The following is a 26,120-nucleotide window of genomic DNA, read 5'->3' on the forward strand; positions in this document are numbered from 1 at the left end:
AGTATTGCCTTCTGTGCCCAATCCCCAATGCTACTTTATCTAACGTTTGTTAATCAAGATATAGTCCTGGGAATTATAACGCTAGTATACAAAGATTCTCGTAAAAACTTATGAGCGCCAAAGCTGATGGAACTTTAAGGATCGCTGGCTACCGAACTATAGAGCAACTATATTCAGGTTCTCGCACGCAAGTTTATCGGGCTGTACGAGAATGCGATCGCTTACCAGTTGTCATCAAGCTCTTAAAACGAGAATACCCAACTTTTAGCGAATTAGTCCAGTTTCGCAACCAATATGCGATCGCTAAAAACCTAGATATTCCCGGCATTATCAAACCCTACAGCCTGGAAGCCTATCACAATGGCTATGCCCTAGTCATGGAAGACTTTGGTGGTATTTCCTTGCGGCAATTTACTCAAGGAAAAACACTGACATTAGAGCAATTCCTACCTATTGCTCTGCAACTGCTAGACACCTTACACCAGTTACATCAACAGCGCGTCATTCACAAAGACATAAAGCCAGCCAACATCCTGATTCACCCTGACACCAAACAAATAAAGCTGATTGACTTCAGTATTGCCTCACTCCTACCACGAGAAACCCAGGAGATCCAAAGTCCCAACGGATTGGAGGGAACGCTAGCTTATCTGTCCCCAGAGCAAACCGGACGGATGAACAGGGGCATAGACTACCGCAGCGACTTCTATTCGTTAGGTGTAACTTTCTTTGAACTACTAAGTGGAAAATTGCCCTTTGAGTCCCACGAACCAATGGAGTTAGTGCATTGCCACATTGCGAAACTTCCACACTTCCTCTGCGATTTCAACCCCGATTTGCCTTTAATGCTAGGTGAAATTGTCCGCAAACTGATGGCGAAGAATGCTGAAGACCGCTATCAGAGTGCGCTAGGACTTAAACATGACCTTGTTACCTGCTTAGAACAGTGGCGAGAAACAGGTAAGCACACCTGGTTTGATTTGGGACAGCGCGATCTCAGCGATCGCTTTCTCATACCCGAAAAACTCTACGGACGGGAATTGGAAGTGCAAACGTTACTAGAGGCATTTGGTCATGTTGCCAATGGTGGCTCCGAACTGATGCTGGTGGCAGGTTTCTCTGGGATTGGCAAAACCGCAGTCGTCAATGAAGTTCATAAACCGATCATTCGGTGGAATGGCTACTTTATTAAGGGCAAGTACGACCAGTTCAACCGCAACATTCCTCTGTCTGCTTTTGTGCAAGCCTTTCGTGACCTGATAGGACAGTTGCTTAGTGAAAGTGATACCCAACTAAAGCAATGGCAGAGCAAGATTTTAGCGGCAGTTGGAGAGAACGGGCAACTTCTGATTGAGGTGATTCCTGAACTGGAGCAGATTATTGGCAAACAGCCTGCGATCGTTGAACTATCGGGCAGTGCGGCACAGAATCGATTCAATCTGCTGTTCCAAAAGTTTATTCAAGTCTTCACGACAAGAGAGCATCCGTTGGTGATGTTTCTCGATGACTTGCAGTGGGCAGATTCGGCATCGCTCAATTTGCTAAAGCTGTTGATGACTCAGAGCAATCGCGGTTATCTATTCATTATTGGTGCATACCGCGATAACGAGGTGTTTGCAGCTCATCCACTCATGTTGACGTTAAATGAAATTGAAAAGGCATCCTCCTGCGTCAACACTTTGACTCTATTTCCCTTGAGTCAAGCGGATGTGAACCATTTAATCGCCGACTCCCTCAGTTGTGCAACAGAACAGGCGCTACCCTTGACAGAGTTGGTTTATCAAAAAACCAAAGGCAATCCCTTTTTCACAACTCAGTTTCTGAAAGCGCTGTATGAGGATGGGTTAATTAGCTTTGACCCCCCTCAGTCCCCCCTTGCTAAGGGGGGAAGTCAAGGGGGGTGGCAGTGTGATGTAGCGCAAGTGCGATCGCTTGCTCTCACTGATGATGTGGTGGAATTTATGACACAACAGCTTCAGAAATTGCCCGACATCACTCAAGATATTGTAAAACTGGCAGCCTGTATTAGCAATCAGTTCGATTTGGGGACATTAGCGATCGTTTCTGAAAAGTCGCAAACTCAAACCGCTTCGGACTTGTGGAAAGCATTGCAAGAAGGATTTATCATTCCCAGCAATGAGGTCTACAAGTTTTATCAAACTGAAGCATCAGCCGCCACCGTCCAAACATCAACACTGAAGGTTGACACCTGTGCTTACAAATTCTTGCACGATCGCGTCCAACAAGCCGCCTACTCCCTGATTCCAGAGGAGCAAAAACAGGGAACTCATCTCAAAATTGGACAGTTACTTCAGCAAAATTATTCAGAAATAGAGCAAGAGGAAAAACTGTTTGATATTGTTGGGCATTTGAATCTAGGACAGGAGTTAATCACCCAACCGAGCGATCGTCAAGAATTAGCCGAATTAAACCTAGTGACAGGGCAAAAAGCCAAAACTTCTACCGCTTATGCTGCTGCAAAGGTCTATTTGCAAACAGCAATGGGTTTACTGACAACAGACTGTTGGCAAAATCAGTATGAATTGACTCTAAATATTTACGTCGCTACTGCCGAAGCTGAATATTTAAATCTTAACTTTGAGGAATCATTAAATTTAGCTAAATTGGCGATGACAAAAGCCAATACTTTACTCGATAAAGTAAAAATTTATGAATTACAAATGCAGATTTATATTGCTCAACTAGAGATGGTAACGGCAGTAGATATTGGATTAGAAGTTTTAGAAAAACTAACAATTTATTTATTAACGATAGAAGTGGACAAGGAGTTAATAATTGACTTACCAAATCTTGAAAACTTAGAGAAATTACCAACTATGACAGATCCATATAAGCTGGCAGCAATGCAGATTTTAAAAATACTCTGTGCTCCTGTTTTTATGGCAAAACCAGAGATTTTTCCGCAAATTATCATCACAATGATTAATTTGTGTCTCAAATATGGTAATTCGTCGATATCATCTTTCGCCTATGGCTTTTACGGTTTATTGCTAGTAGGATTTAGTCAATTAGATAGAGGTTATCATGCGGGTTTAATTGCCTTAAGTTTATTAGATAAATTTAATGCTAAAGAGCTAAAAGCTAAAGTTTATAACTTGTTTAATTCCAATATTCGCACTTGGAAAGAACACCCCAAAAATAGTATTGTTCCTTTGCGGGAAGGCGTACAAGCAGGGCTAGAAGTAGGCGATTTAGAATGGGGTGGATATTGTGCTGCAAATTTGTGTAGTTATTTATTTTTTACAGAGGAGAATTTAGAGTCTACCGTCCAGCAACAAGGAGTTTATGTTGATTTGTGTATTAACATTAAACAAGAAATTCCTATTCACTTTTCGCAAGTATGGCGACAATTAGGTTTGAATTTACAGCGTCAAGCAGCAGATTCCCTATTATTCAACGGTGAAAGTTTTGATGAAGAGAAAATTTTGCCCCGCATCATTGCCGCTAAATCAGGGACAGTTTTATTTGTTTTCTATGTGGCTAAAACTATTCTACTTTACTTGTTGAACGATAGTAGCCAAGCCTTAAAAAATGTGGAACTAGCACAGGAACAAGCTGGAGCAGCTTTTGGTTTTATCCAAGTGGTAGTTCTCAATTTTTACCATTCGCTAACATTGCTAAATCGTTATCCTAAAGTCACAGTTAATGAACAAGAAAAATACTTTGATCAAGTTAATCTTAATCAAGAAAAAATGAAGTTCTGGGCTGAGAATGCGCCAGAAGCAAATCAACATAGATATGAATTAATTCAAGCGGAGAAAGCGCGAGTATTAGGGATTAATTGGCAAGCCGCAGAATTATATGATATCGCCATTTTGGCAGCGAAAAAACAGGGCTATGTTTGCGAAGAAGCACTTGCCAATGAACTAGCCGCTAAATTTTACCTCGATTGGGGCAAAGAGCGGATAGCTGGGGAATACATGACCCAAGCCTACTACGGCTATGCACGTTGGGGCGCTAAAGCCAAAGTCGCCGACTTGGAACAACGCTATCCTCAACTCCTCGCCCCCATCCTCCAGCAAACCCGTTCTCCCCTCTCAATTAACGAAACTCTTTTCACATTGGGGAGTGTCACCTCCACCAGTTCCGCCACTTCCACTAGTAGCAGCGTCTCTGTTGCTTTAGACTTAGCTGCCATTCTCAAAGCTTCCCAAACCCTTTCTGGGGAAATCGAACTCGAAAAACTGCTTTCAGCTTTGCTGCATATCGTCATTGAAAATGCCGGAGCCGATAAGTGTGTGTTCATGCTTTTGGAGTCAGGCCGTCTGCTAATTCAGGCTTTAGCACAGCTTTCTCAGAATGCTGTACAGAACCAGGCTGCTAAAATCGATTTTTACCCGATGTTGCTCAACCCAGAACCTGTTGAAGACTCTGTTGATGTGCCAGTTAGCTTAATTAATACCGTCAAACGCAGTTTGAAACCAACAGTGATTATGAATGCCATGGAGCATCCTCAATTAATCAATGACCCATATATTCAGCAACAGCAGCCCAAGAGTATCTTGTGTAGCCCGATTTTGCATCAGGGTAAGTTGCTGGGCATATTGTATCTGGAAAATAACCTAGCAACCGGAGCCTTTACGAGCGATCGCGTCGAACTGCTGAACTTACTTTGCGCTCAAGCGGCAATTTCTCTGGAAAATGCCCGACTTTATCGAAATTCCCAGAACTCTGCTCAACAATTGGCACAATCTCTAGCAAAATTGCAGGCTAGTGAAACCCGCTTTCAAAACTTGGCGAATAATATTCCTGGTATGGTGTATCAATTCCGTCTGGCGGCCGATGGTTCAACTTCAACACCCTACGTTAGCTCTGGCTGTTTGGACTTGTATGGGTTAGAGCCAGAATTGGTGATGGCAGGGACGCATAGCCTTTACACCATGAATCATCCTGACGATCAATCAGCTATTGCCCAAGCGATCACCAACTCAGCTCAAAATCTGACACCCTTTGAGGAAGAATGGCGGATTATCCTGCCTTCAGGAACCGTGAAATGGATTCAATCCGCGGCTCGGCCAGAGCTACAAGCCGATGGTGCAATCATCTGGGATGGGGTGGTGATTGATATTAGCGATGGCAAAGAGGCCGAAGTATCTCTAGCCAAAGAACGAGAGTTCTTGAATGCTATTATTCACAATATTACCGATGGGATTGTTGTTTGTGATGCTAGTGGCAAATTGACTCTATTTAACAAAGCAACTCGTGAATTTCATGGTCTCCCAGTAGAATCATTACCAGCAGAACAATGGGCAGAACACTTCGATCTCTATCAACCTGATGGTCAAACACCCCTATCAAAAACGGAAATTCCTTTATTTCGCGCCTTGCAAGGGGAAATCGTCGAAAATGCCGAAATGGTAATTGCGCCGAAGCATGGTTCTACGAGAATTTTGTTAGCTAGCGGACAAGCGATCTTCGATGCTTCGGGTAATAAACTTGGTGCAGTAGTTGTGATGCGAGATATTAGCGATCGCAAACTTGCTGAACTTGCCTTGCAACAAAAATCACTTGATTTGCAACAAGCATTGAACGATTTACAAAACGCCCAATTACAAATTGTTCAAAGTGAAAAAATGTCGGCACTGGGCAATTTAGTTGCTGGCGTGGCTCACGAAATGAATAATCCCCTTGGTTTTATTGCTGCCAGTCTCAAACAAGCTAAACCCACGATTGCTGATATTGTTGAACATCTAAAACTCTATCAATCAAGCCTGCCCAATGCGAGTGATGAAATTCTTAACCATGCCGAAGAAATCGACTTGGATTATAGCTTAGAAGACTTGCCCAAGATGATTGATTCCATGAGTATGGCGTGTGACAGGCTAAAAAATATCAGCACTAGTTTACGGACTTTCTCGCGTGCCGACAAAGATTATAAAGTACCGTTTAATATTCAGCAAGGCATCGACAGCACGTTATTAATTTTGAAACATCGTCTGAAAGCTAACGAGCAACGTCCAGCAATTGAAGTGATAACTGAGTACACCACTTTACCTCAAGTTGAGTGTTTTCCTGGACAATTAAATCAAGTATTTATGAATCTGATAGCAAATGCTATTGATGCCTTAGAAGAATCGAATATTGGACGGAGTTTTGACGAAATTAAAGCAAATCCTAACTATATTACAATTACAACTACAGGAGAAAATAATCTAGTTAAAATTACAATCGCCGATAATGGTAAGGGTATGCCTGAAGAGGTAAAACAAAAAATATTTGACCATTTATTTACGACTAAAGGTGTTGGCAAAGGAACAGGATTAGGACTCGCGATTGCAAAGTCTATCGTCGAAGAAACTCACGGCGGAAAATTGAGTTTTAACTCATTCCTGGGTAAAGGTACAGAATTTATCATTGAAATTTCGGTATAATTTTTAGCTCTCTTTCTTAAAGAACTTCTGATATTTGGGAATACTAAATCCAGAATTGGAAAATGCGCGACTGAGCGATCGCATAACTATGCCCAACAGCTAGAGCAGTCATTCGCCGAATTGAGTGCCAGTAACTCTTTAAGAAACTTGTAGATAATTTTCCTGGCGTTTACTGTTGTCAGCATAAGCTAGAAAATCACAGTTGTTGATTGTAGGATAAAAATGTCCTTGTGGCTCTGGTGCGAACAAAGAAGGCGGAGCCTCCTAATTGGTCATTCCCAGTCTCTGACTGGGAACAAGGCAAGGCAATTCCTAACTCCTAACTCTTAACTTTTTACGCTTTTCCCGCCACCACCGAGTTTTTAACCAAAAGTTCCATTGCTGCTTGATATTGCAGATCCGCTTCGGTGCCAATCTGTTCGCGGTTAATGGCTGCTTGAGAAATCACTTTATCCGGCTTAATACCTAGTTTATTAATATCTCGATGTTGAGGAGTTTCATACTTAGCAATTGTGACTGCCAAACCCGAACCATCAGATAATTCAAATAAGGATTGAATTAAGCCCTTGCCAAAGGTAGTTTCCCCTACCAATTGGGCACGACCATTATCTTGGAGCGCGCCAGCGAGAATTTCACTAGCACTGGCAGTCCCTTGATTCACCAAAATAACGAGAGGATCGTTCGTCAGGGCTGGTCCAAAAGCTTCAAAACTACCTTGAATACCTTGTCGGTTAACAGTGTAGACAATCGTGCCGGAGTCTAACCACAGACGAGCGATTTCAATTCCTGATTGCAATAGCCCCCCAGGATTATTTCGCAAATCCAGAATGTAGGCAGTAGCGCCTTTTTTTTCTAGACTAGAAATAGCATGTGCCAATTCTGTTGAGGCGTTGGCATTGAATTGGGTGAGGCGAAGGTAGCCAATGGACGTACCTTCAGTGGAAACACGCAATTCTGAAACCACAGGATTAAGAGCAATGCGATCGCGTGTCAGTCTAATTTCCGTTTCTGCCTCCCCGTCCCGTTCGATGAGGAGAGTGACAAGGCTGCCACTCGGTCCGCGCATTCTAGTCGCAGCTTCATCAAGAGTGAGATTTTCTGTGGAAACACCCTCAATTTTCAGAATGCGATCGCGTGGTCTAATCCCCGCTTTATCTGCTGGTGAACCTGCGATGGGAGCCACTACTTCCAACTTCCCACTCTCAGGATTCAAGGCAATTTGCAATCCTACCCCAGTCAGTTCCCCAGAAGTATTGACCTGTAAACTGCGGTACTGTTCTGGATCTAAAAAGCGAGTAAAAGGATCGTCGAGACTTTTGAGCATCTTCCCAATTGCCGTATAAGTGGCATTTGAGTCGGTGAGTGGCTTTTCCAGAACCTTTTGCCGAACTGCCGCCCAATTTTGATGATTAAACGTCTCATCTAGATAAGTGCGATTCACAATTCGCCAAACTTCAGAAACCAGCTTTTGTTCCGTCGTCAAAGCCATCGCCGGCTGGGTGAGCGTACCCAACGCCAACCAAAACGCCATTAACAATGAAAATCCAACCCGAAAGACTTGTTTGTTCATGAACCCCATTATCAATTCCACCTCAACCCAAATTGCCTAGAAATGCTCACTTCCCCTGTTGTTGATGAAATCTATCTCTCGATTATGTTACTTTTTTTATAGAAGTGGTGCATTTTTCTCATCAAGTTGTTCAGTCAACTGATGCATCGTATCCACTCACCAGAGGATAAAATCTACTTTGTGTCCACCATTTTGTGTGTAGGGGCGTAAAGAGATCGCAATATATTCTATCTTTACAGAGTGTAAAGTTTCTGAAGTCTCTTAGCACGCTGAAAGCTGACAAGTAAACAAAAAAACTCCCCTTTACTAAAATCCCAAAATTGCTAATTGGGAGAGAAGTCTGAGTGAAGGCTTCTGCCGATTCAGAACTTCGGGATTTATCAACCGCAACCGACTTTTAGGAACTTGAGATTGTATGGCCAACGTTTACGACTGGTTTGAGGAACGCCTGGAGATTCAGGCACTCGCCGAAGATGTCACTAGCAAGTACGTCCCTCCCCACGTCAATATCTTTTACTGCCTGGGTGGAATTACACTGGTTTGCTTTCTCATCCAGTTTGCTACTGGATTTGCCATGACGTTCTACTACAGGCCAACAGTTACTGAAGCTTTCTCCTCAGTGCAGTACATCATGACTGAAGTAAACTTCGGTTGGCTAATTCGCTCCATCCATCGCTGGTCTGCCAGCATGATGGTGTTGATGATGATTTTGCACGTCTTCCGGGTTTATCTCACAGGTGGTTTTAAAAAGCCCCGCGAATTGACCTGGGTAAGTGGTGTGATTCTAGCTGTGATTACCGTTTCTTTCGGAGTTACCGGCTATTCCCTACCTTGGGATCAAGTTGGCTACTGGGCTGTGAAAATCGTTAGCGGCGTACCAGAAGCAATTCCCGTGGTTGGCGTTCTGATCTCCGACCTGCTGCGCGGCGGTTCTAGTGTTGGTCAAGCAACACTAACCCGTTACTACAGCGCACACACCTTTGTGCTGCCTTGGTTAATTGCAGTCTTTATGCTGTTTCACTTCTTGATGATCCGCAAGCAAGGCATTTCCGGTCCTTTGTAATCTCAGCTATTAGCGAAAGGCAACATTTGTTAGTTTTCAGATCAAGTTGTTTGTTTTAAACTTATGAAACACAAGAAATTAATTGCACATAAGTTCGAAAAAACAAATACTTGTATCTGAAGCCTAAAGCTGTAGAGAATCTCCAGGTGGCTGACCGTAGATAGACCAACGCTGTTTGCCGCCTGCTGATTGCCTAGTAGCTGATAGCTTTCACAAATGCTTTAATTTAACTTAAGCAGGAGAGCACATTTCAAAATGGCAACACAAAAAAAACCTGACCTGAGCGATCCTCAGTTAAGAGCCAAACTCGCTAAAGGCATGGGTCACAACTACTATGGTGAACCCGCTTGGCCTAATGACCTACTTTACGTCTTTCCAATCGTGATCATGGGTTCGTTCGCTGCGATTGTGGCTCTAGCTGTGCTAGATCCCGCGATGACAGGTGAACCAGCAAATCCTTTCGCGACACCATTGGAAATTCTACCAGAGTGGTACTTATATCCAGTTTTCCAGATTTTGCGATCGCTTCCTAACAAGCTTTTAGGAGTGTTAGCAATGGGTTCCGTACCAGTGGGTCTAATTCTCGTTCCCTTTATTGAGAACGTCAACAAGTTCCAAAACCCCTTCCGCCGTCCAGTTGCAACCACAGTGTTCCTCTTTGGTACTCTTGTTACCATCTGGCTGGGTATTGGTGCTGCCTTGCCATTGGATAAATCTTTGACCTTGGGACTATTCTAAATTAGTCACCACAAAGTGCTTTGACGCCTGTGAGTTTCAAGAGCATATTGCAGATGTGCTTTTGAAAACAATCAACAGGCGTCAATTTTGACAGGAAAGGCAGGAGGCAGAAGGAATTCTGCTCTTTGCCTTAGTAAAGCGACCAGAGGGAGCAAAGGTTTAAGTCCCCCACCAAAATTTTCTTTTTCCCTTTGGGACACTGCGCGAACTATTTGGTGACGCCAAGGGAGAAAACCACAGTGGCTCCCCATGAGCGACTTTGTGTAGCATCACCTGTAGAGTGACTTAGAATTAGATGGGCTTGAGAGCAACAGATAAATTTCTATCTTCTGCCTCCTGCCTTCTTCAATAGTTCAGATTTTATCTGGGATCTGAATTTTTGGATGGAAAAGCTATTCCCAAATTTCAAATCACCAAAGTTAACAAATACAAACATTTTTCACTTACTTAACCTAAGTTGCTAGTTACAACCCTCGGAATGCCAAAATCGTTCATGTTTTGTATTTTGGTAGACAGAATATGTAAATTTAGATTTTTTTATATCAGAGAAATTTTGCGAAAAGTGCAAAATTTGATAACTAGCAACTTGGGTTTACTTATATTCAAGTCACAGTTAATGCTTAGTATAGTGCAGCAAGACCATCTGACGGTTAAGAGCGAACTAAGGCTCCTAAACCAGGTGCAAGAATGGTTTGAGCAATTTTGTCTGCAACATTTGTCTCAACTTGGCTGGTCAAAAACCCAACTTGATCGCCTCAATTTAGCATTAGCAGAAGGCTTTACCAACGCTGTTCGCCATGCTCATCATGCTTTACCACCAGAAACAACCATCGAGATTAACGTTTATTTGTGGATTGACCGACTAGAGATTAGAATTTGGGATTATGGTAAACCTTTCAATCCTGATGCGATCGCAGAACCAGCTCCAGGTACTCTGCAAGTAGGCGGGTATGGATGGTTTCTCCTCCGACGGTTGGCTGACCGTGTTGTATACGAACGTGGTGCAGATGGTAGAAATTGCCTGCTCATCGTCAAATACTCTTTAGAAGCACAAAAGTAAAAGTGAAGCAGTCAAGGGTAAAGGAAGGTAAGAATATTTCTGATGCCGATTTTGAGTTTTGAGCAAAGGCAGAGCGTAGAAAAGGAGTACTGACAGGTTGTGAGGGCGTGTCTTATCTACAAGAAACTACGCATAGCTTGACTATATTTAGCAGTAGAATAAACAAAATTTCTCCTATGGTCGCCGCTGCGTGTAGCTTCCCCGTAGGAGTATGAAGATTTTGCCCAAAGTTACACTACTTGTTTCAAAACAGAAGCATGAGTGGAAGGAGTATCTGCTCAAATATATAGTTATTTGATTGATAGAGCATACTCCTTTTTTAATATTATTTGGATTAAAGTAATATATTTTTTACGTGAAATTGCTTACTTATTATAATTTTTTTGTAAAATCTCAAAGAATATTTTTGTATAAAAAGAATTAGTGAATGCAGTAAAGATAGCATTCGAGTTAAACTAGCTCCCTTGTTAAGATTTGTCAGCAGTGTTGAGAGCCTTATTTTTTGATCTCCAACAAGTGCCATTTGTGCTTAAAGAGATAGAGGGAATAGGGGACAAAATATGACTAAGACAGCCCTAATTACAGGAATTACTGGTCAAGATGGCTACTATCTCAGCCATTTGCTCCTCAACCGTGGTTACCGAGTTGTAGGATTAGTATCCCCACATCGACAACCTAATTTGACAAAACTGGGCACACTGGCAAATCAGGTAGAAATTTTTACAGTTGACTTGAGGGATAATGCTGCACTGTTGACCGCAGTTGAACAACTCCGTCCCCAAGAAATTTACAATTTAGCGGCTCCCAGTTTTGTACCCGACTCGTGGAACGATCCGTTAGGAACCCTAGATTTGATAACTGGTACAGCTACTAGACTCTTAGAAGCTGTACGAGAGGTTGGTTTATCTACCAGATTTTATCAAGCCAGCAGTTCAGAAATGTTTGGCGATATATTCCTCTCGCCTCAAGATGAAGAAACCCCTTTTCGTCCTAAAAATCCTTATGCTGCGGCCAAGATGCACGCTCACTGGACGATGGTACATCACAGACAGCGCTATGGACTATTTGCCTGTAGTGGAATTTTATATAATCACGAGTCTCCTCTACGCGCACCTCAGTTTGTTACACGAAAAGTTTCTTTGGCAGCTGCATCGATTAAATTGGGTTTAACTGACACCTTAGAAATGGGTAATCTAGATGCCAAACGCGATTGGGGCTTTGCGGGAGATTACGTAGAAGCAATGTGGCTGATGTTGCAAGTTGATGAACCCGAAGAATATGTGATTGGTACAGGTAAGTTGCACAGTGTTAAAGATTTAGTTGCCACAGCTTTTGAGTCTGTCGGCTTGGATTGGACACACCATGTAGTCCTAAATACCAGTTTATTGCGACAAGACGAGCATTTTCAACTAGTAGCTAACCCCAGTAAAGCTAAAAGAAACCTCGGCTGGGAACCGCAAGTGAGCTTTGAGGAACTTTTAGAAAAAATGGTAAAAACAGATTTGGAGCGGTTACAGAGCGGTGCGATTGCGCCCTTACCGCGAGTTAAATAACCTAATATGCACATCACTACATTGACAGAAGACCTAAAATTAGGTGATAAAGTTAACAAAAAAACTAACCATGTCTTCGTGTTTTTAGAAATTTTTGCCCACGAAGGTGGTATTCAATCATATATAAAAGATATTTTTCGTGGCTATTTGGGATTGAGCCAACCCTACAAGGCAGAAGTCTTTTTGCTGCGAGATAGTCCTGATAGTTTAAATCCGTTTGAACACGAGAATTTAAAATTTTATTACTTTAAAAATCAGTCTCCCTATTTGGGTAGACTGCAAATGGCAGCGGCTTTACTTAAGTGTTTGTTGCAAAGCCGTCCGCAGCAGGTTTTCTGCGGTCATATTAACTTAGCAGTATTAGTACAAACTCTTTGCCAGCCTTTGGGGATTCCTTACACAGTGCTAACTTACGGCAAAGAAGTCTGGGAACCGCTAAAAAATCAAGAACGTCGCGCCCTGACATCAGCAGCTGGAATTTGGACAATTAGTCGCTATAGCCGCGATCGCGCTTGTGTGGCTAATAGTCTAAACCCCAAAATGGTACAGATGATGCCTTGTGCAATTGATGGGGATAAATTTACTCCTGGTTCCAAGCAGCCAGAATTAGTCCATAAGTATGGCTTAACTGGTGCTAAGGTGTTAATGACAGTAGCGCGGTTATGGTCAGGAGATATTTACAAGGGTGTAGATGTAACAATTCGGGCTTTACCACAAATCGCTCAGGCTTTCCCAGAAGTCAAATATTTGGTAATTGGTCGCGGTGATGACCAACCGCGGTTAGCTAAACTAGCAAAAGATTTAGGTGTGAGCGATCGCGTTGTGTTTGCTGGTTTCGTTGCTACAGAAGCATTAATGGCACATTACCGCCTTGCTGATGCCTATATTATGCCTTCGCAAGAAGGCTTTGGCATTGTTTATCTGGAGGCAATGGCTTGTGGAGTACCTGTATTATCTGGTGACGACGATGGCTCCGCTGACCCTTTGCAGGATGGTAAACTGGGATGGCGAGTACCACACCGCAGTCCTGATGCTGTAGCAGCCGCTTGTGTAGAAATGCTTCAAGGTGATGACCAGCGATGTGATGGAAAGTGGCTACGAGAACAGGCGATCGCTCTGTTTGGTATAGATGCCTTCCAACAGCACTTGCAGAAAATGCTTCTATCCTCAGTTTTGAGTCCATTTGAGTCCAAATGACAAATGACAAATGACTCATGAGCAATGACCAATGACCAAAATCGTTATCCTAGAGGGAGAGCAGGACGATATTTAAAAAATGAGTTTTAAGTCATTTCAATTGAATCTTTTAAATCTCCGCCCTTGGCTCACCCTGCTGGCAGTTATTTGGTTGCTGGCATCACTGGGCTTGGGTTGGTTGGTTAATTCGTTGCTAATTATTGTCGGGTTGCTGTTTTTGGCACCCATTGTGGCTTTTTTTGGCTTTCGTTGGTGGCTGCAACGCAACTTGGTTGCTGACCAGTGTCCCGTCTGTGGATATGAATTTACAGGTTTAAATAACAGTCAATTGCAGTGTCCTAACTGTGGAGAGTCGTTGTTAGTACAAAATAGTCATTTTCAGCGCTTCACACCAGAAGGCACAATTGATGTCACTGCTGTCGAAGTTCCAGCCAAATCACTGGAAGATTAGTAAAGGGTCATTGGTCATTAGTAAAAGAAAAATGACTAATGACTATTTATTTTTTTGCGAGATTGAGAGGGTGGAAGTATACTGTTGCGGGGATAGTTCGCCCAGATACAGCGAATATTTTCCCGCCTGCCAGTAACCAGAAAGTTCTGACTTACTTCCAGAGTAGCTATCTGCCATTACACAAAAGCGCCCCCCAGGCCCGTCAATCAACAGCGTTGGCTTTCCTTGACTCTCTACTGTTAATCGCAAATAAGGTAGAGACTCTGTAACCTCGATAACTTGATTAGGTTCAGTGGTAATATTGCCGCAATTACTTTTGACAGTTCCCCCCGACTTTCCGTTCAAAACCAGTGGATCTGGTTGGAAATTCCGATTAATTTGGATTGTTGGTGTCTGTGCCAAATTAGTCTGGGCGAAAACCAAACTCATCGCCAAAGCTGTGGGAACAATTGTAAGTAGCCTAAGCGTTTTCATTTTAATTAATGCTCTAGAAAAATCTAGAGCAATATTGTTATATTGTCTGATTTAATAGACGACAGCAATCTGTCTTAGTTCCAAAGTGTGTCGTATAAAGCAATACCATTTAGTTAAGGATTGTTTATGAAGATTTGATGGGTATAGACACCATCAATCGTGCAAATTATCTATATTTGGTAGTGCTTTTATACCGAAATTATTTCACCCTACATTCTGGACTTCGATCCGTAACAGGCTAGTCTTTTAAAATTCATCATAATAAATTTTATCTGTGCAGAAAGCTCTTGCACGCACAGACATTAGCTAAAATCACTAAGACAACCACCAAAAATAGAATTTGGTTAGTCTATTGTTGAACAAGTGTGCTAGCTGAGGTAGAAAAGATTGATGAATCCTCAACCAGAAGAAGACTTACAGCGTCGCCTCGATAAGCTAGAGGCAGAAATTAATTCCCCACCTGGGGTAGTTTCTCAACCACAAGAACAAAAACAAACGCCTCAGTCTGTTTTTGCCAACTTGAACTTGCAACTGGAGCGATTTCAGATTTGGTTCAACAGCTTGTCTGGGACGAAAAAGCTGGTAGTTTCGGGTATGGCGGTGCTAGTAGGCTTGGCGATGCTGCAAGCAGTGTTTAAACTAGTTGCATCTGTAATCAGTCTGGCACTTTTGGCAGTGTTAGTGTATGTTGGATACAAATTTTTTGTGTCTAGTAGCTTTCAACGTAAGTAATAAGTTGATATGCATTTACTTTGCACTCTGCCCGGAGTTATGAGAGTCAGGAGCCAGAATACAAATGGCTCTTGACTAATGACTCCTAAATTCTATTTGAATATGCTTTTCTTTTTGCCGATTAGCTTAGTCTATTTTAATTGTGCCGATCGCGGCGTAAAAATAATGTCAAAGGGAATTATGCGATGACGACACCAATTGTCAGGAGAACTAGTAATCAATCTGGTCAGTCAAAAGAACCGGAAAAAGCCAATTCGCTGTTGCTATCAAGTAGGCGTTTTGCTGCTTGGGCGGCTGAAATCACACTAGTGGTTACTAGTGGGTTGATTCCCTTCGGCATTGGTGTCTATGCCAATTCTAGAAGCGATCTTAATCGAGTGCCACTGAACCCGGTGTTGGTAGTCACGGAAAGAGCGATCGCTAGGCCTCTGGCTCTGCCTGTTAGCTATGGCATCCGTAACGTAGCATGGCCGACCAATATTTTGTGGACAATCGCCTTATTAGCGCCTGTAACTCTCTCGTGGTGGCAATTATATTTACTCGCTAAGACTGGTAGCACAATTCCTAAACGTTGGTTAAAAGTGCGGGTTGTCAACCAGCAAGGTAAACCGCCTGGTTTAGGGGCAGTTGTGATTAGAGAAGGAGTTGGACGTTGGACTGTACCCATTTCTATCGCCTATCTACTGTGGCGCTACAGCTTTGCTTTTCCGAATTTAGGATTATTCACATTTTTGTCTTTGTTAATGATTGTGGGTGAAGGGATAGGCTTACCGTCGCGTCGGGGGCGTCGCGCACTGCACGATCAACTTGCAAGCACTTATACAATAGATGCGACTCGCCCCTTGCCATCCTCACTCTTAGCTAGCAACAAACAAGCTCAGTCTGCTGGTGGTAACGATCAAGGAGAAGAATGGCAGGAGGGAGAAGAATTAGCAGCAGACCAAACCAACCAGTCGCCTAATCTGTGGCGGCGGATACAACAAAATCCTAATCTTACCTTGTTTGGGGTAGGGCTTACGAGTATGACCGCTGTGTTGGCAACTTTAATCGGCACTCAAGTTTATATCCAAATTCAACAATCCCAGCGAGCAACCAAGCAAATCAACAGCCAACAGTTCCTCGAACTTGTCAAACAATTGAGTCCCAACTCTGGGGCTACTAATGAGCAACGCCAAAGTGCAATTCTGGCTATGGGTGGTCTTAATGACCCACAGTCCATTAAATTTTTGGCGGATCTCTTGGTTAGCGAAACCAACCCCAGCCTTCTGGATAGGATTCAACAAGCTTTGACAACTGTCGGGCCCAAAGCCATCCCGGAACTAAAAAATAAGAATCAGTTTTTGGTGGGTGAACTGGAGTCTGTGGGTAGCAGTGCAACCCAAGAACGAGGATTGCGGCAAGGGCGGCTACAAAGAAACCAGCAGACGATTAACAAGATTCTCTCTGTATACAGCGGTAAAATTGAGGGTGTTGACCTTAGTGGCACCCAATTAGGTCAAAGCGGTACTCCAGGAAGTTCCTTTTTCAACTTAGTGCTAGACAACCTTGATTTATCAGGAGTTAAGTTTAAATCTGCAAATCTTAACCAAGCCAGTTTGAAGGGTAGCCGCTTTCGGAGCGTAGGTGAAGATGGACGCTGGGATACCTACGACGATGTAATGGCTGATTTAAGCCAAGCTCAGTTGCAGCAAGCCAATCTTACTGATGCTAATCTCAGTCGTGTCTTAATGAACCGGATTGATTTGAGCCGCGCCACTCTCAACAGAGCCAACTTATCCAACGCACGTCTATATGACGCTAAACTCAACAGCACCCAACTAGTAGGAGCCGATCTGCGAAACGCAGTTTTGGAAAAAGCCAGCTTGACTGGAGCAGATTTAGGCGACGCCAAATTGAACGAAGCCAATCTGTATGCAGCACGTTTAGGTCGCGCCACTGCTATAGGAACCCAATTATCCTTTGCCAACTTAACTAACACTGATTGGCAAGGGGCAGATTTATCAGGAGCCTATTTGGATCGTGCTAATCTCAGCAATGCTAACCTCAGCGCCACTCGTCTAGCTGGTGCTGTTTTGCGTTCTTCCCAGATGGAAAACGTTAATTTGCAAAATGCCGACCTGAGCCTTGCAGATTTACGGGGAGCAAATGTCGCAGGAGCAGATTTTAAGGGAGCAATTCTCGCTCCTAGTAAACAAGATCCAGCAGATCAATTTGTTCAAACCCCAGATTTAGGCTCAGTATCTGCTGTAGTCCAAGGAGTTGATTTTTCTCAAGCCAAAAATTTAGATCCCAAGCAATTAGCGTACATTTGTACTCAAGGAGGCATTCATCCTCGTTGCCCGTAGAATGAGAGGGGGAGCAGGGAGCAGGGAGCAGGGGAGGCAGGGGAGGCAGGGGAGGATGAGGGAGATGAGAGGGACAAGGGAAGAGTTTTCCCAATGACTAATGACTAATGACTAATGACTAATTGGTGTGAGGAGTTGGGTTATGAAGTATATTCCATATTTGGTTTCAGTTTTGGGGGCTAGCTTGGTATTGAGTCTGGCGAGTACGAAACCAGCACAAGCTCAAGTAGCCTATGGTAGTTATATCGGTATAGGCCCCGCTATTGGTTTTACTGATGGGATCCAAATTGGAGGGGTGATAGCGGGTCGCTACAAGCTTTTGGAAGCACCGATTTCACTGCGTGCCCAAGTGTTAGTTGGTAATAATACGGCAATTGTGCCAACAGTTTCCTACGATTTCCCCCTAAACTGGCAAGCTGATGCCTACCTGGGTGCTGGGTTAGTGTTGGCTGGTGGTGGTGGATCTTCTCCTGTGGGCGACAAAATTAGTTTTGCTTTACAACCGGGCATTGATTATATGATCCCAAATAGCAATACTGTGCTTTTTGGCAATGCCATCATTGCTTTTGATGCCTACCGTGATAGCGGTGGTACAGCTATCTCTGTACAAGGCGGTGTTGGTTTGAGATTTTAATGGGCAGAGAAAAACTCTACTGCGATCGCTATCCCTAAGAAGCGTTAAACTTCATTGCAAATTAAGAAGTTAGTCCAAACAACGTGATAGTTTTTGGTCATGAAGAGAGACAGCACAGGATTAACACAGGAGAACACAGTGGCAATGGAATCAAATTTATTAACAGATGCGGGCGCAGATGAAGTGAATCAAGATTTCAGTGAATATGTCGCCAACCTGCAACTTCACATGACTCTGCAAGCTCGCAATCTTGTTCCAACCCTGAAGCAAACACTGGTAGATAGTCGCCAGCAGTTACTCCATCAAACCCAAGCCCACTTTGAAAAGCTAGTTTCTCGACAAGGGCTGTAAATATATACAAATTTTAATCAAAATTCAAATAAAATAAAGGCAGATGTTGTTGGGTCAATGCCAATGGTGTTCTCACAAGGTCTGCTTTTTCTGCTTTTTTTAAGTATTAAGTTACTAAAATCACCCTTTTGGCGCAATAGTAAGGGGCAGAAACTAGTTAATATTATTGCAGCAGTTCCTTTGAAGAGCAGTTAGTTAAGGCTAAATGGCGGCTCGAAATTAAAATGACTTCATTACTTCCCCGAAACCTCAGCGTTGTTATCCGACCAGTTCAATACCGGGATCTGGACGGGATTGAGCGCATAACTCAAGAGTCATTCGCAGCCCTAACTCCGAAAGGAGCAGGTTTTGCCATCAGCCAGATGCAAAGGCTGCGTCGCTGGTATGGATTACTCAAATTTTTGAGTTGGTTTCCTAACCCGCTACAGTTTCGCCTCTGTGCTTATGTTGCAGAGCAAGGGCGGACGCTTCTAGGAATGATTCAAGTGTCACCCTTTAACCGGACACGCAGCACTTGGCGGATCGATCAAGTGCTGTTGGAGCGTGGTGTCGATAAACAAGGAATTGGCTCGCAACTTTTGCGTCATTGCTTTGAATCGATTCTGGAAGCTCGTACTTGGTTACTGGAAGTTAATATCAACGACATAGAGGCGCTAGCACTATATCGACAAAATGGATTTCAGCGTCTGGCAGAAATGACATATTGGGAAATTGGGCCAGAATTACTAGCTGAATTGGCACAAGCAGAGCCAGACTTGCCCAACCTCTTGCCAGTGAGCAATGCTGATGCCCAATTGTTATATCAACTAGATACGGCATCAATGCCACCTTTAGTACGTCAGGTTTTTGACCGTAACACCCGTGACTTCAAAACCAGTTTATTCGGCGCTTTAACTGAGGCAGTGAAGCAATGGGTGACTAAAACAGAAGTAGTGAGTGGTTACGTATTTGAACCCCAGCGCAAAGCTGCGATCGGCTATTTTCAGGTGCAACTCGACCGTAAGGGCGAAGTCCCCCACGTTGCAACGCTGACGGTTCATCCTGCTTATACCTGGCTGTATCCAGAATTACTATCTCAACTGGCTCGTATTGCCCAAGATTTTCCCCAGCAAGGGTTACAACTAGCCTCCTCAGACTATCAGGCAGAGCGAGAAGAGTATTTGGAGCGAATTGGGGCAAAACGCATAGAACATACATTAGTTATGTCTCGCTCTGTGTGGCATAAGCTACGGGAGTCTAAATTCGTCTCCTTAGAAGGAATCCAGTGGACTGATATGCTGCAAGGTTTACAACCGGCACGTAAACCCATACCAGGTGGAATGTCATGGATACAACCAGGAAAGCTGCCATCGTCAGATAAACCACTACCAACTAAATCAGAACCGATTAACTTTTCCGGAAAAAACCCTAGCATGGAAGCATCGCCGATTTCTGAATCAGCAGATGCACAGCAGGAGAATTAGTGTGATATCCCAAGAGCAACCAAAACCGTTTATTTCAGCATTGGGACTAGATTTCGGTCGCAAGCGGATTGGCGTGGCTGGGTGCGATCGCACGGGTTTAATTGCCACGGGGATCACCACAATTGAGCGCACATCTTTTGAGCAAGATGTCGAGCAAATCCGAAAAATAGTTAATGAACGCGAGGTGCAAATCCTAGTTATGGGCTTGCCTTATTCAATGGATGGCTCACTAGGATTTCAGGCGCGTCAAGTTCAGAAATTTACTACAAGACTTGCTAGAGCGCTGAAACTGCCTGTGGAATATGTGGATGAGCGATTAACTTCATTTCAAGCAGAGCAACTGCTGATCGCTGAGAACCGCTCCCCGTCACGCCATAAAGGATTGATTGACCGCAAGGCAGCCGCTTTGATTTTACAACAATGGCTGGATGTGAAGCGTGCCAACTCCCGCAGTTCAGTGGCGGCTATTGAGTATTGATACCTTTTAACATGATATTCTGAAAACGATTAGCCAGCAGTTGTATCTATGTATAAAGCTATTTTGTTGACATAATATGTCATTAAATAGTTAAACGATTTCCAAACTTGCTGGTATTTATTAAATTTCTACATTTCGGCTATGTTTTCCTCTCCATTTCCTGAAGAAAATGATAACGCTCATGCGGGTTCCATCACTTTGACCGATGACAAAGGGCGATCGCTCGAATGTTACATAGAGCATTCCCTCGAAGTAGATGGACAAGAATACGTTTTGCTTCTTCCTGTAGACTCACCTGTAGAAATTTTTTCTTGGGAAGGTGACGGTGAGGAAGAAGAAGCAGTTCTGGTAGAAGACGACACCATCATTGATCAAATTTTTGCCACTGCCCAAGCTGTACTATCTGAGCAAAACCTGATATTGAAGAACACAGCCTATGCTCTGACAGTTGCAGGTGATTTACCGCCAGTTGAAGAATCAGAACTCTTCACCTTAGAAATCGAAGACGAAGAGGCAGATTTAGAGCCTGAGCAATTACAGCTACTCGCTAGCTTTTATGATGAAGATCAGGAGTATGCAATTTATACACCCCTAGATCCCCTGTTGTTTTTTGCACGGATAGCAAAAACAGGTGAACCTGAATTACTCTCTCCAGAGGAATTTCGCAAAGTGCAGCCTCTGTTAGAAGAACATCTTTTTAATGAAGTCGAATAAGATTAAAAATTCAAAATGTTAAATTTTCATTTTGAATTTTTTAATTGGGAATTTTCATTCTCAACACAATCTACTTAAACTTTTGCCATATCCCATTAAATGTTGAAGGAATGAAAGATTAACATTAAATTGGGAAGATTAGTATTGTTTAAAATCCTAAAAAAAGCATTTTAGTTGGTAGAGGTTTTCAACCCAAAAACCAAAATTAGTATGAGGTGCTGAAAATGGCTTATAGCGATTTTACATTAAGTCAATTTAAAAAGTCATTCAGCATCCGCATTGATGAGGAAACTGATTTATGTGCTGACATAGAACCTTTACAGACAAGTGAGAAACTCAAAAATTATTTAGAAGAAACCACAGAACTGGCTTTAGCAATTAATACTGAAAAAGCTCGTTCAGAAATGATTATCACTCCGATACTGTTGGAGATAAGACGCAGGGCTAATTATCCAATTAGTTTATTTTCGGGAACAGATTTTAATGTAGATGTAGAAAAAGGTTTGAATGACTATTGTGACTTTATCATCAGTCGTTCTCAAGAGCAACTAACAATTAATGTGCCTGTGGTGGTTATTATTGAAGCCAAAAATAAAAATATTAAAGGTGAATTAGGTCAATGTGCAGCAGCAATGTTGGCAGCACAATTGTTTAATCAACAAGAAGGAAATGAAATTAGGAAAATTTATGGTGCGGTAACAACGGGGGATATCTGGAAGTTTTTAAAGTTAGAAGAAAACGATATATTTATTGATTTGAGTAATTATTACATCAAAGAGATAAATAAAATTTTAGGGATTTTCTCTCAAAGTGTTCAGGGAGATATTCCAGGATGGTGTTCGACTAACTAAACTGTATTAGGTTATGCTCATTTGTCTGAAGCTATTGAAATGTGACTGTTGACTATGGCCTGGAATAATCTTTTGCAACCTGACTTGATTTTAGAAGGTTCAGTGTTGAACCTAACACCAGATATTATCCAAAAATACGGGCTTAAGGGGCTGGTATTGGATGTAGATGAAACTTTAGTACCCTTTACAGTGGGAATGGCTTCCCCAGAACTGCGAGAATGGGTAGAACAAATCCGTATCTGTACTGCATTGTGCTTGGTGAGTAACAACCTCAGTGAAGCGCGAATTGGTGGAATTGCCCGATCGCTTAACTTGCCTTACTATTTGGGTGCAGCCAAGCCTTCCCGACGCAAAATTAGGGCAGCACTTAGGGGAATGGATCTACCAGTGCATCAAGTGGGGATGGTAGGCGATCGCTTGTTTACCGATGTTTTAGCAGGTAATCGCCTGGGAATGTTTACTATTTTGGTCGAACCAATTGTTCATGCCGATGCGGCTCTCCGCTCTCATCCCGTCCGCAACTTTGAAGTTTGGATATCTGAAATTCTGGGAGCCTCTATTACCCCCAAGAAAACCAAGATTCACAAAAGTTGAAAAACCGTCAGGAAACTAAATCTAAAGAAATTATTAAGGAATCTTATTGGAATCCAAAAATCGGGGATCATAAGTATTAATAATATGGGGTCAGCCAAAAAAGACCCTAACTCATACTAAGTAAATATAAACCCGTAAAGCGTCAGCCTTCACTATAGAGGGATTGGCGCTTTACAATTTCTTTAGTCATTTGTCATTAGTCCTTTGTCCTTTGCCTTTTTGCCTACCAATTACTAATGACTAATGACTATTAACTAATGACCAATGACTAATGATCAATGACCAAAACAATTGTTGTCAAAATCGGTACTTCTAGCCTAACTCAACCAGAAACGGGACAATTAGCACTTTCTACTATCGCTACCTTGGCGGAAACACTCTGCCATTTAAGACGCCAGGGACATCGGGTAATTTTGGTTTCCTCTGGCGCGGTGGGGGTGGGTTGTGCGCGGTTAGGCTTAACTGAACGTCCTAAAGCGATCGCTCTAAAACAAGCGGTAGCGGCAGTCGGGCAAGGTAGGTTAATCCGGGTATATGATGATTTATTTAATACTTTACAACAGCCGATCGCCCAAGTATTACTGACTCGCAGCGACTTAGTACAGCGCAGCCGCTATCTCAATGCCTACAACACCTTTCGAGAACTATTCGGACTGGGAGTGATTCCCATAATCAATGAAAATGATACCGTAGCAATAGATGAATTAAAATTTGGTGATAATGATACCCTTTCGGCATTGGTTGCCAGCTTGGTAGAAGCAGATTGGCTATTTTTGCTTACCGATGTCGATAGGCTGTACTCAGCCGATCCCCGTTCCGTACCAGATGCCCGGCCGATCGCCTTGGTTACTAGCATTAAAGAATTAACAGAATTACAGATACAAACAGGTTCCCAAGGTTCGCAGTGGGGTACTGGCGGTATGGTAACAAAAATTTCGGCTGCGAGGATTGCCATTGCGGCTGGAGTACGGACTGTAATTACCCAAGGGCGATTTCCCCGGAATATTGAAAAAATTATCCAAGGTGAACTGATTGGGACGCATTTTGAACCGCAACCTGAACCAACTTCGGCGCGAAAACGTTGGATAGCTTACGGACTTGTGCCTGTGGGTAAATTGTATTTAGATGAAGGTGCGATCGCGGCAATTTCTCTAGGGGGAAAATCGTTATTAGCAGCTGGAATTAAGCTGGTGGAAGGAGAGTTTGACACACAAGAGGCAGTGCAATTGTGTGACAGCAACGGTAACGAAATTGCTAGAGGACTTGTAAATTACAACAGCAATGAACTGCAAAAGATTCGCGGCTGTCATTCGCGGGAAATTTCCACAATTTTAGGTTATGCGGGTGTGGAAACCGTGATTCACCGAGATAATTTGGTTTTGACTTAGTAAAGTCAAGCGAATAAATTGAAGCAAAAATTGAAACAGACATGGTTATTTACACTGAAGATAAGTGTATACTATAATTTATGTCAACGACTTTATATGCTTTTAGACTAAAAGTTTGAAGCTATATATACTTAGCTTACTTGTGTAAGCTAGTAACCTTATAGTGGTTTCTGATCTAGTGAGGTATGTTTTCAAAGCTACTAACCTTGCTAAAAAAGATTTATGTGTACTTCAATTGCTTAGGAAACGCTATATAAAGTTAATTTAATTAATCCGATTCATTTAAGTAGCAGATGCAGGATAATTCTGAAGTTACGTTAAATTGGTTTGAATCTTATGATGACTCCCCAGAAGAGGAATCATACACGATAAATGAGTATGAGATAACAACATCTCCTAATGATTTTAATACTCGAACAATGTATGACTTTATGGAATCTGGTGCAATTAAGATCCCGGCTTTTCAGCGTAACTATGTATGGGATATTAAACGAGCTTCAAAATTAATTGAATCTATTATTATTGGTTTACCTATTCCACAAATATTCCTGTATGAAGAGTCAAGAAATAGTTTTCTTGTGATAGATGGACAGCAACGCCTGATGTCAATTTTTTATTTTATAAAGCAAAGATTTCCGAAAAAAGATAAAAGAAATTTTCTGAGGAGAGTTTTTGAACAAAATGGTAAAATACCTGACAACGTTCTTAATGATGATGAATATTTTACGAGCTTCAATCTACAGTTACCTGTAAACACACCTCAACAACCAAATAAATTAAATAAACTCAATTATTCTACACTTGCTGAATATAAATTTGCATTTGATTTAAGAACCATTCGAAATGTTTTTATTAAGCAAAACTTTCCTGAAAATGATGATTCATGTATATATGAAATATTTAATAGACTTAATTCTGGCGGTGTCAATTTAAAGCCTCAAGAAATACGCATGAGTCTTTACTATTCAGACTTTTACACAATGCTCTACAAACTGAATACTCTTCCAGAGTGGCGTAAAATTATTGGTGTGAATGAACCGGACTTGAATATGAAAGATATTGAAACCCTGTTGAGAGGATTTGCAATATTGATGGAATGGGAAGGATATCAATCTTCAATGGTTAAGTTTCTTAATGACTTTTCCAGAAAATGTAAGAAATTGAGTAAAGAACAAATAAATTATCTTGAAATTTTATTCAACTCTTTCTTACTAACCTGTTCAAATTTACCTGAAAAAGCTTTTTATTTAAAGACAACGAAGAAATTTAATATATCTATGTTTGAGGCTGTGTTTTTTGCTCAGTGCAGCAGTGCATTTAAAGAACAACGCTTAGTAGAAAGAAAGATAAATTCTGAAAAGCTTGAATCGCTAAAAAATGATGCAGAATTTATAACAGCTATTCAATCTCAGACAACAAGTAAAGAAAACGTAAAAAAAAGGCTTGAAAGGGCAATGAGTATTTTGTGCGAGCAAACACTATCTTGAGGTAAAATGGGAGACACTATTGTTGATCGCATATATAAAGATAACTTAGAATTACTCGAATATCTGAACCAGCAAAAAGAAATATCTTTTGCTAGTCAGTTCGACGTAACTTTTAAAAAATCCCTTTTGTTGTCATCAGCAAGTTTTTTTGAGGAAGAAATTTGTAAAATAGTTCAGACTTTTGTTGAGCGTAAGACTAGTAATGATAAGTGTATAACTTCTTTAGTTAAACGGAAAGTAATTGAAAGGCAATATCATACTTATTTTGAATGGGATGCCAAAAATGCAAATAAATTTTTTGGATTATTTGGTGATGACTTTAAAAATCAATTATTACAAAAAATAAAAAAAGAGCCTAGATTGGATGTCGCGATAAAAGCTTTTTTAGAGTTAGGCAATATAAGGAATTGTCTAGTTCATCAGAACTTTGCAAACTATACAATTGATAAGACTGCCCAAGAAGTATATGGCTTATATCAAGAGGCTATGATATTTGTGCAATGGCTATCTGATAATTTCGATAATTCCTAAATTTTGTCAACGCATTTAGTTTGGATCAAGGAAGTATAAATATCCAGGCTAAAA

The 26,120-nt window shown here is 42.0% G+C and carries 21 protein-coding genes; 19 read left to right on the forward strand and 2 right to left on the reverse strand.

Features of this window, described 5'->3' with window-relative positions; all coding sequences use genetic code 11:
* Positions 1 to 110 precede the first annotated feature (110 nt).
* On the forward strand, positions 111 to 6,392 hold the full coding sequence (locus RM347_RS06020; protein ID WP_322717455.1) for an ATP-binding sensor histidine kinase: 6,282 nt from the start codon (positions 111 to 113) through the stop codon (positions 6,390 to 6,392).
* 334 nt (positions 6,393 to 6,726) lie between these two features.
* Here RM347_RS06020 and ctpA read toward each other — a convergent pair whose 3' ends face one another.
* A complete protein-coding gene (ctpA, locus tag RM347_RS06025; RefSeq protein ID WP_322717456.1) occupies positions 6,727 to 7,971 on the reverse strand; it encodes a carboxyl-terminal processing protease CtpA in 1,245 nt (414 codons plus the stop codon).
* A gap of 406 nt (positions 7,972 to 8,377) precedes the next feature.
* Between ctpA and petB the strand changes: the two genes are divergently transcribed.
* From petB to RM347_RS06055, 6 genes are all read left to right on the forward strand, one after another.
* The gene (petB, locus tag RM347_RS06030) at positions 8,378 to 9,025 is read left to right on the forward strand and encodes a cytochrome b6 (protein WP_179064867.1); all 648 of its coding nucleotides are present in this window, start codon (positions 8,378 to 8,380) and stop codon (positions 9,023 to 9,025) included.
* 255 nt (positions 9,026 to 9,280) lie between these two features.
* Positions 9,281 to 9,763 carry a cytochrome b6-f complex subunit IV gene (gene petD, locus RM347_RS06035; protein ID WP_322717457.1) on the forward strand — a complete coding sequence of 161 codons (483 nt, stop codon included), beginning with the start codon at positions 9,281 to 9,283 and terminating at the stop codon, positions 9,761 to 9,763.
* 616 nt (positions 9,764 to 10,379) lie between these two features.
* Positions 10,380 to 10,823 carry an ATP-binding protein gene (locus RM347_RS06040; protein ID WP_322717458.1) on the forward strand — a complete coding sequence of 148 codons (444 nt, stop codon included), beginning with the start codon at positions 10,380 to 10,382 and terminating at the stop codon, positions 10,821 to 10,823.
* 560 nt (positions 10,824 to 11,383) lie between these two features.
* Complete coding sequence (locus tag RM347_RS06045; protein WP_322717459.1) at positions 11,384 to 12,376, forward strand: GDP-mannose 4,6-dehydratase; 993 nt, start codon at positions 11,384 to 11,386, stop codon at positions 12,374 to 12,376.
* Positions 12,377 to 12,382: 6 nt separating this feature from the next.
* Positions 12,383 to 13,573: a glycosyltransferase gene (locus RM347_RS06050; RefSeq protein WP_322717460.1), complete on the forward strand. Its 1,191-nt coding sequence runs from the start codon at positions 12,383 to 12,385 to the stop codon at positions 13,571 to 13,573.
* Between the two features lie 79 nt (positions 13,574 to 13,652).
* Positions 13,653 to 14,024: a hypothetical protein gene (locus RM347_RS06055; RefSeq protein WP_322717461.1), complete on the forward strand. Its 372-nt coding sequence runs from the start codon at positions 13,653 to 13,655 to the stop codon at positions 14,022 to 14,024.
* 42 nt (positions 14,025 to 14,066) lie between these two features.
* Here the strand turns inward: RM347_RS06055 and RM347_RS06060 are convergent, their stop codons facing one another.
* The gene (locus tag RM347_RS06060) at positions 14,067 to 14,498 is read right to left on the reverse strand and encodes a hypothetical protein (protein WP_322717462.1); all 432 of its coding nucleotides are present in this window, start codon (positions 14,496 to 14,498) and stop codon (positions 14,067 to 14,069) included.
* Between the two features lie 390 nt (positions 14,499 to 14,888).
* Between RM347_RS06060 and RM347_RS06065 the strand changes: the two genes are divergently transcribed.
* The 12 genes from RM347_RS06065 to RM347_RS06120 all read left to right on the forward strand — a co-directional run bounded on the left by RM347_RS06065 (position 14,889) and on the right by RM347_RS06120 (position 26,066).
* Positions 14,889 to 15,230, forward strand: coding sequence for a hypothetical protein (locus RM347_RS06065; protein ID WP_322717463.1), 342 nt, complete (start codon positions 14,889 to 14,891; stop codon positions 15,228 to 15,230).
* Positions 15,231 to 15,415: 185 nt separating this feature from the next.
* Positions 15,416 to 17,575 (forward strand): pentapeptide repeat-containing protein, encoded by a 2,160-nt coding sequence (locus RM347_RS06070; RefSeq protein ID WP_322717464.1) that lies wholly within the window; start codon positions 15,416 to 15,418, stop codon positions 17,573 to 17,575.
* Between the two features lie 142 nt (positions 17,576 to 17,717).
* Positions 17,718 to 18,209, forward strand: a complete 492-nt coding sequence (locus RM347_RS06075; RefSeq protein ID WP_322717465.1) for a hypothetical protein — start codon at positions 17,718 to 17,720, stop codon at positions 18,207 to 18,209.
* A gap of 144 nt (positions 18,210 to 18,353) precedes the next feature.
* Positions 18,354 to 18,560, forward strand: coding sequence for a hypothetical protein (locus RM347_RS06080; protein ID WP_273769525.1), 207 nt, complete (start codon positions 18,354 to 18,356; stop codon positions 18,558 to 18,560).
* Between the two features lie 224 nt (positions 18,561 to 18,784).
* Positions 18,785 to 20,023, forward strand: coding sequence for a GNAT family N-acetyltransferase (locus tag RM347_RS06085; RefSeq protein ID WP_322717466.1), 1,239 nt, complete (start codon positions 18,785 to 18,787; stop codon positions 20,021 to 20,023).
* Positions 20,004 to 20,501, forward strand: coding sequence for a Holliday junction resolvase RuvX (gene ruvX, locus RM347_RS06090; RefSeq protein ID WP_322717467.1), 498 nt, complete (start codon positions 20,004 to 20,006; stop codon positions 20,499 to 20,501). The genes RM347_RS06085 and ruvX overlap by 20 nt, the downstream gene beginning before the upstream one ends.
* 141 nt (positions 20,502 to 20,642) lie before the next feature.
* The gene (locus RM347_RS06095) at positions 20,643 to 21,215 is read left to right on the forward strand and encodes a DUF3727 domain-containing protein (protein WP_322717468.1); all 573 of its coding nucleotides are present in this window, start codon (positions 20,643 to 20,645) and stop codon (positions 21,213 to 21,215) included.
* A gap of 224 nt (positions 21,216 to 21,439) precedes the next feature.
* A complete protein-coding gene (locus RM347_RS06100; protein WP_322717469.1) occupies positions 21,440 to 22,066 on the forward strand; it encodes a hypothetical protein in 627 nt (208 codons plus the stop codon).
* Between the two features lie 54 nt (positions 22,067 to 22,120).
* Entirely contained in the window at positions 22,121 to 22,660 is a 540-nt protein-coding gene (locus tag RM347_RS06105; protein ID WP_322717561.1) for a YqeG family HAD IIIA-type phosphatase, read from the forward strand.
* Between the two features lie 278 nt (positions 22,661 to 22,938).
* Positions 22,939 to 24,048, forward strand: coding sequence for a glutamate 5-kinase (gene proB / locus RM347_RS06110; protein ID WP_322717470.1), 1,110 nt, complete (start codon positions 22,939 to 22,941; stop codon positions 24,046 to 24,048).
* 293 nt (positions 24,049 to 24,341) lie between these two features.
* A complete protein-coding gene (locus RM347_RS06115; protein ID WP_322717471.1) occupies positions 24,342 to 25,535 on the forward strand; it encodes a DUF262 domain-containing protein in 1,194 nt (397 codons plus the stop codon).
* Between the two features lie 6 nt (positions 25,536 to 25,541).
* Positions 25,542 to 26,066, forward strand: coding sequence for a HEPN domain-containing protein (locus RM347_RS06120; RefSeq protein WP_322717472.1), 525 nt, complete (start codon positions 25,542 to 25,544; stop codon positions 26,064 to 26,066).
* The last annotated feature ends 54 nt before the right edge of the window (positions 26,067 to 26,120 follow it).

It is taken from the genome of Nostoc sp. ChiQUE02 (genome assembly GCF_034531305.2).
Taxonomy (GTDB): domain Bacteria; phylum Cyanobacteriota; class Cyanobacteriia; order Cyanobacteriales; family Nostocaceae; genus Nostoc.

Excerpts from the sequence above, each read along its gene's own strand:
- RM347_RS06095 (WP_322717468.1), top strand. The coding sequence starts at position 20,643 with ATGTTTTCCTCTCCATTTCCTGAAGAAAATGATAACGCTCATGCGGGT.
- RM347_RS06100 (WP_322717469.1), top strand. The coding sequence starts at position 21,440 with ATGGCTTATAGCGATTTTACATTAAGTCAATTTAAAAAGTCATTCAGC.
- RM347_RS06115 (WP_322717471.1), top strand. The coding sequence starts at position 24,342 with ATGCAGGATAATTCTGAAGTTACGTTAAATTGGTTTGAATCTTATGAT.
- ctpA (WP_322717456.1), bottom strand. The coding sequence starts at position 7,971 with ATGGGGTTCATGAACAAACAAGTCTTTCGGGTTGGATTTTCATTGTTA.
- ruvX (WP_322717467.1), top strand. The coding sequence starts at position 20,004 with ATGCACAGCAGGAGAATTAGTGTGATATCCCAAGAGCAACCAAAACCG.
- petB (WP_179064867.1), top strand. The coding sequence starts at position 8,378 with ATGGCCAACGTTTACGACTGGTTTGAGGAACGCCTGGAGATTCAGGCA.
- petD (WP_322717457.1), top strand. The coding sequence starts at position 9,281 with ATGGCAACACAAAAAAAACCTGACCTGAGCGATCCTCAGTTAAGAGCC.
- RM347_RS06040 (WP_322717458.1), top strand. The coding sequence starts at position 10,380 with ATGCTTAGTATAGTGCAGCAAGACCATCTGACGGTTAAGAGCGAACTA.
- RM347_RS06105 (WP_322717561.1), top strand. The coding sequence starts at position 22,121 with ATGGCCTGGAATAATCTTTTGCAACCTGACTTGATTTTAGAAGGTTCA.
- RM347_RS06060 (WP_322717462.1), bottom strand. The coding sequence starts at position 14,498 with ATGAAAACGCTTAGGCTACTTACAATTGTTCCCACAGCTTTGGCGATG.
- RM347_RS06050 (WP_322717460.1), top strand. The coding sequence starts at position 12,383 with ATGCACATCACTACATTGACAGAAGACCTAAAATTAGGTGATAAAGTT.
- RM347_RS06020 (WP_322717455.1), top strand. The coding sequence starts at position 111 with ATGAGCGCCAAAGCTGATGGAACTTTAAGGATCGCTGGCTACCGAACT.
- RM347_RS06070 (WP_322717464.1), top strand. The coding sequence starts at position 15,416 with ATGACGACACCAATTGTCAGGAGAACTAGTAATCAATCTGGTCAGTCA.
- RM347_RS06065 (WP_322717463.1), top strand. The coding sequence starts at position 14,889 with ATGAATCCTCAACCAGAAGAAGACTTACAGCGTCGCCTCGATAAGCTA.
- RM347_RS06075 (WP_322717465.1), top strand. The coding sequence starts at position 17,718 with ATGAAGTATATTCCATATTTGGTTTCAGTTTTGGGGGCTAGCTTGGTA.
- RM347_RS06120 (WP_322717472.1), top strand. The coding sequence starts at position 25,542 with ATGGGAGACACTATTGTTGATCGCATATATAAAGATAACTTAGAATTA.
- RM347_RS06045 (WP_322717459.1), top strand. The coding sequence starts at position 11,384 with ATGACTAAGACAGCCCTAATTACAGGAATTACTGGTCAAGATGGCTAC.
- RM347_RS06085 (WP_322717466.1), top strand. The coding sequence starts at position 18,785 with ATGACTTCATTACTTCCCCGAAACCTCAGCGTTGTTATCCGACCAGTT.
- proB (WP_322717470.1), top strand. The coding sequence starts at position 22,939 with ATGACCAAAACAATTGTTGTCAAAATCGGTACTTCTAGCCTAACTCAA.
- RM347_RS06080 (WP_273769525.1), top strand. The coding sequence starts at position 18,354 with ATGGAATCAAATTTATTAACAGATGCGGGCGCAGATGAAGTGAATCAA.
- RM347_RS06055 (WP_322717461.1), top strand. The coding sequence starts at position 13,653 with ATGAGTTTTAAGTCATTTCAATTGAATCTTTTAAATCTCCGCCCTTGG.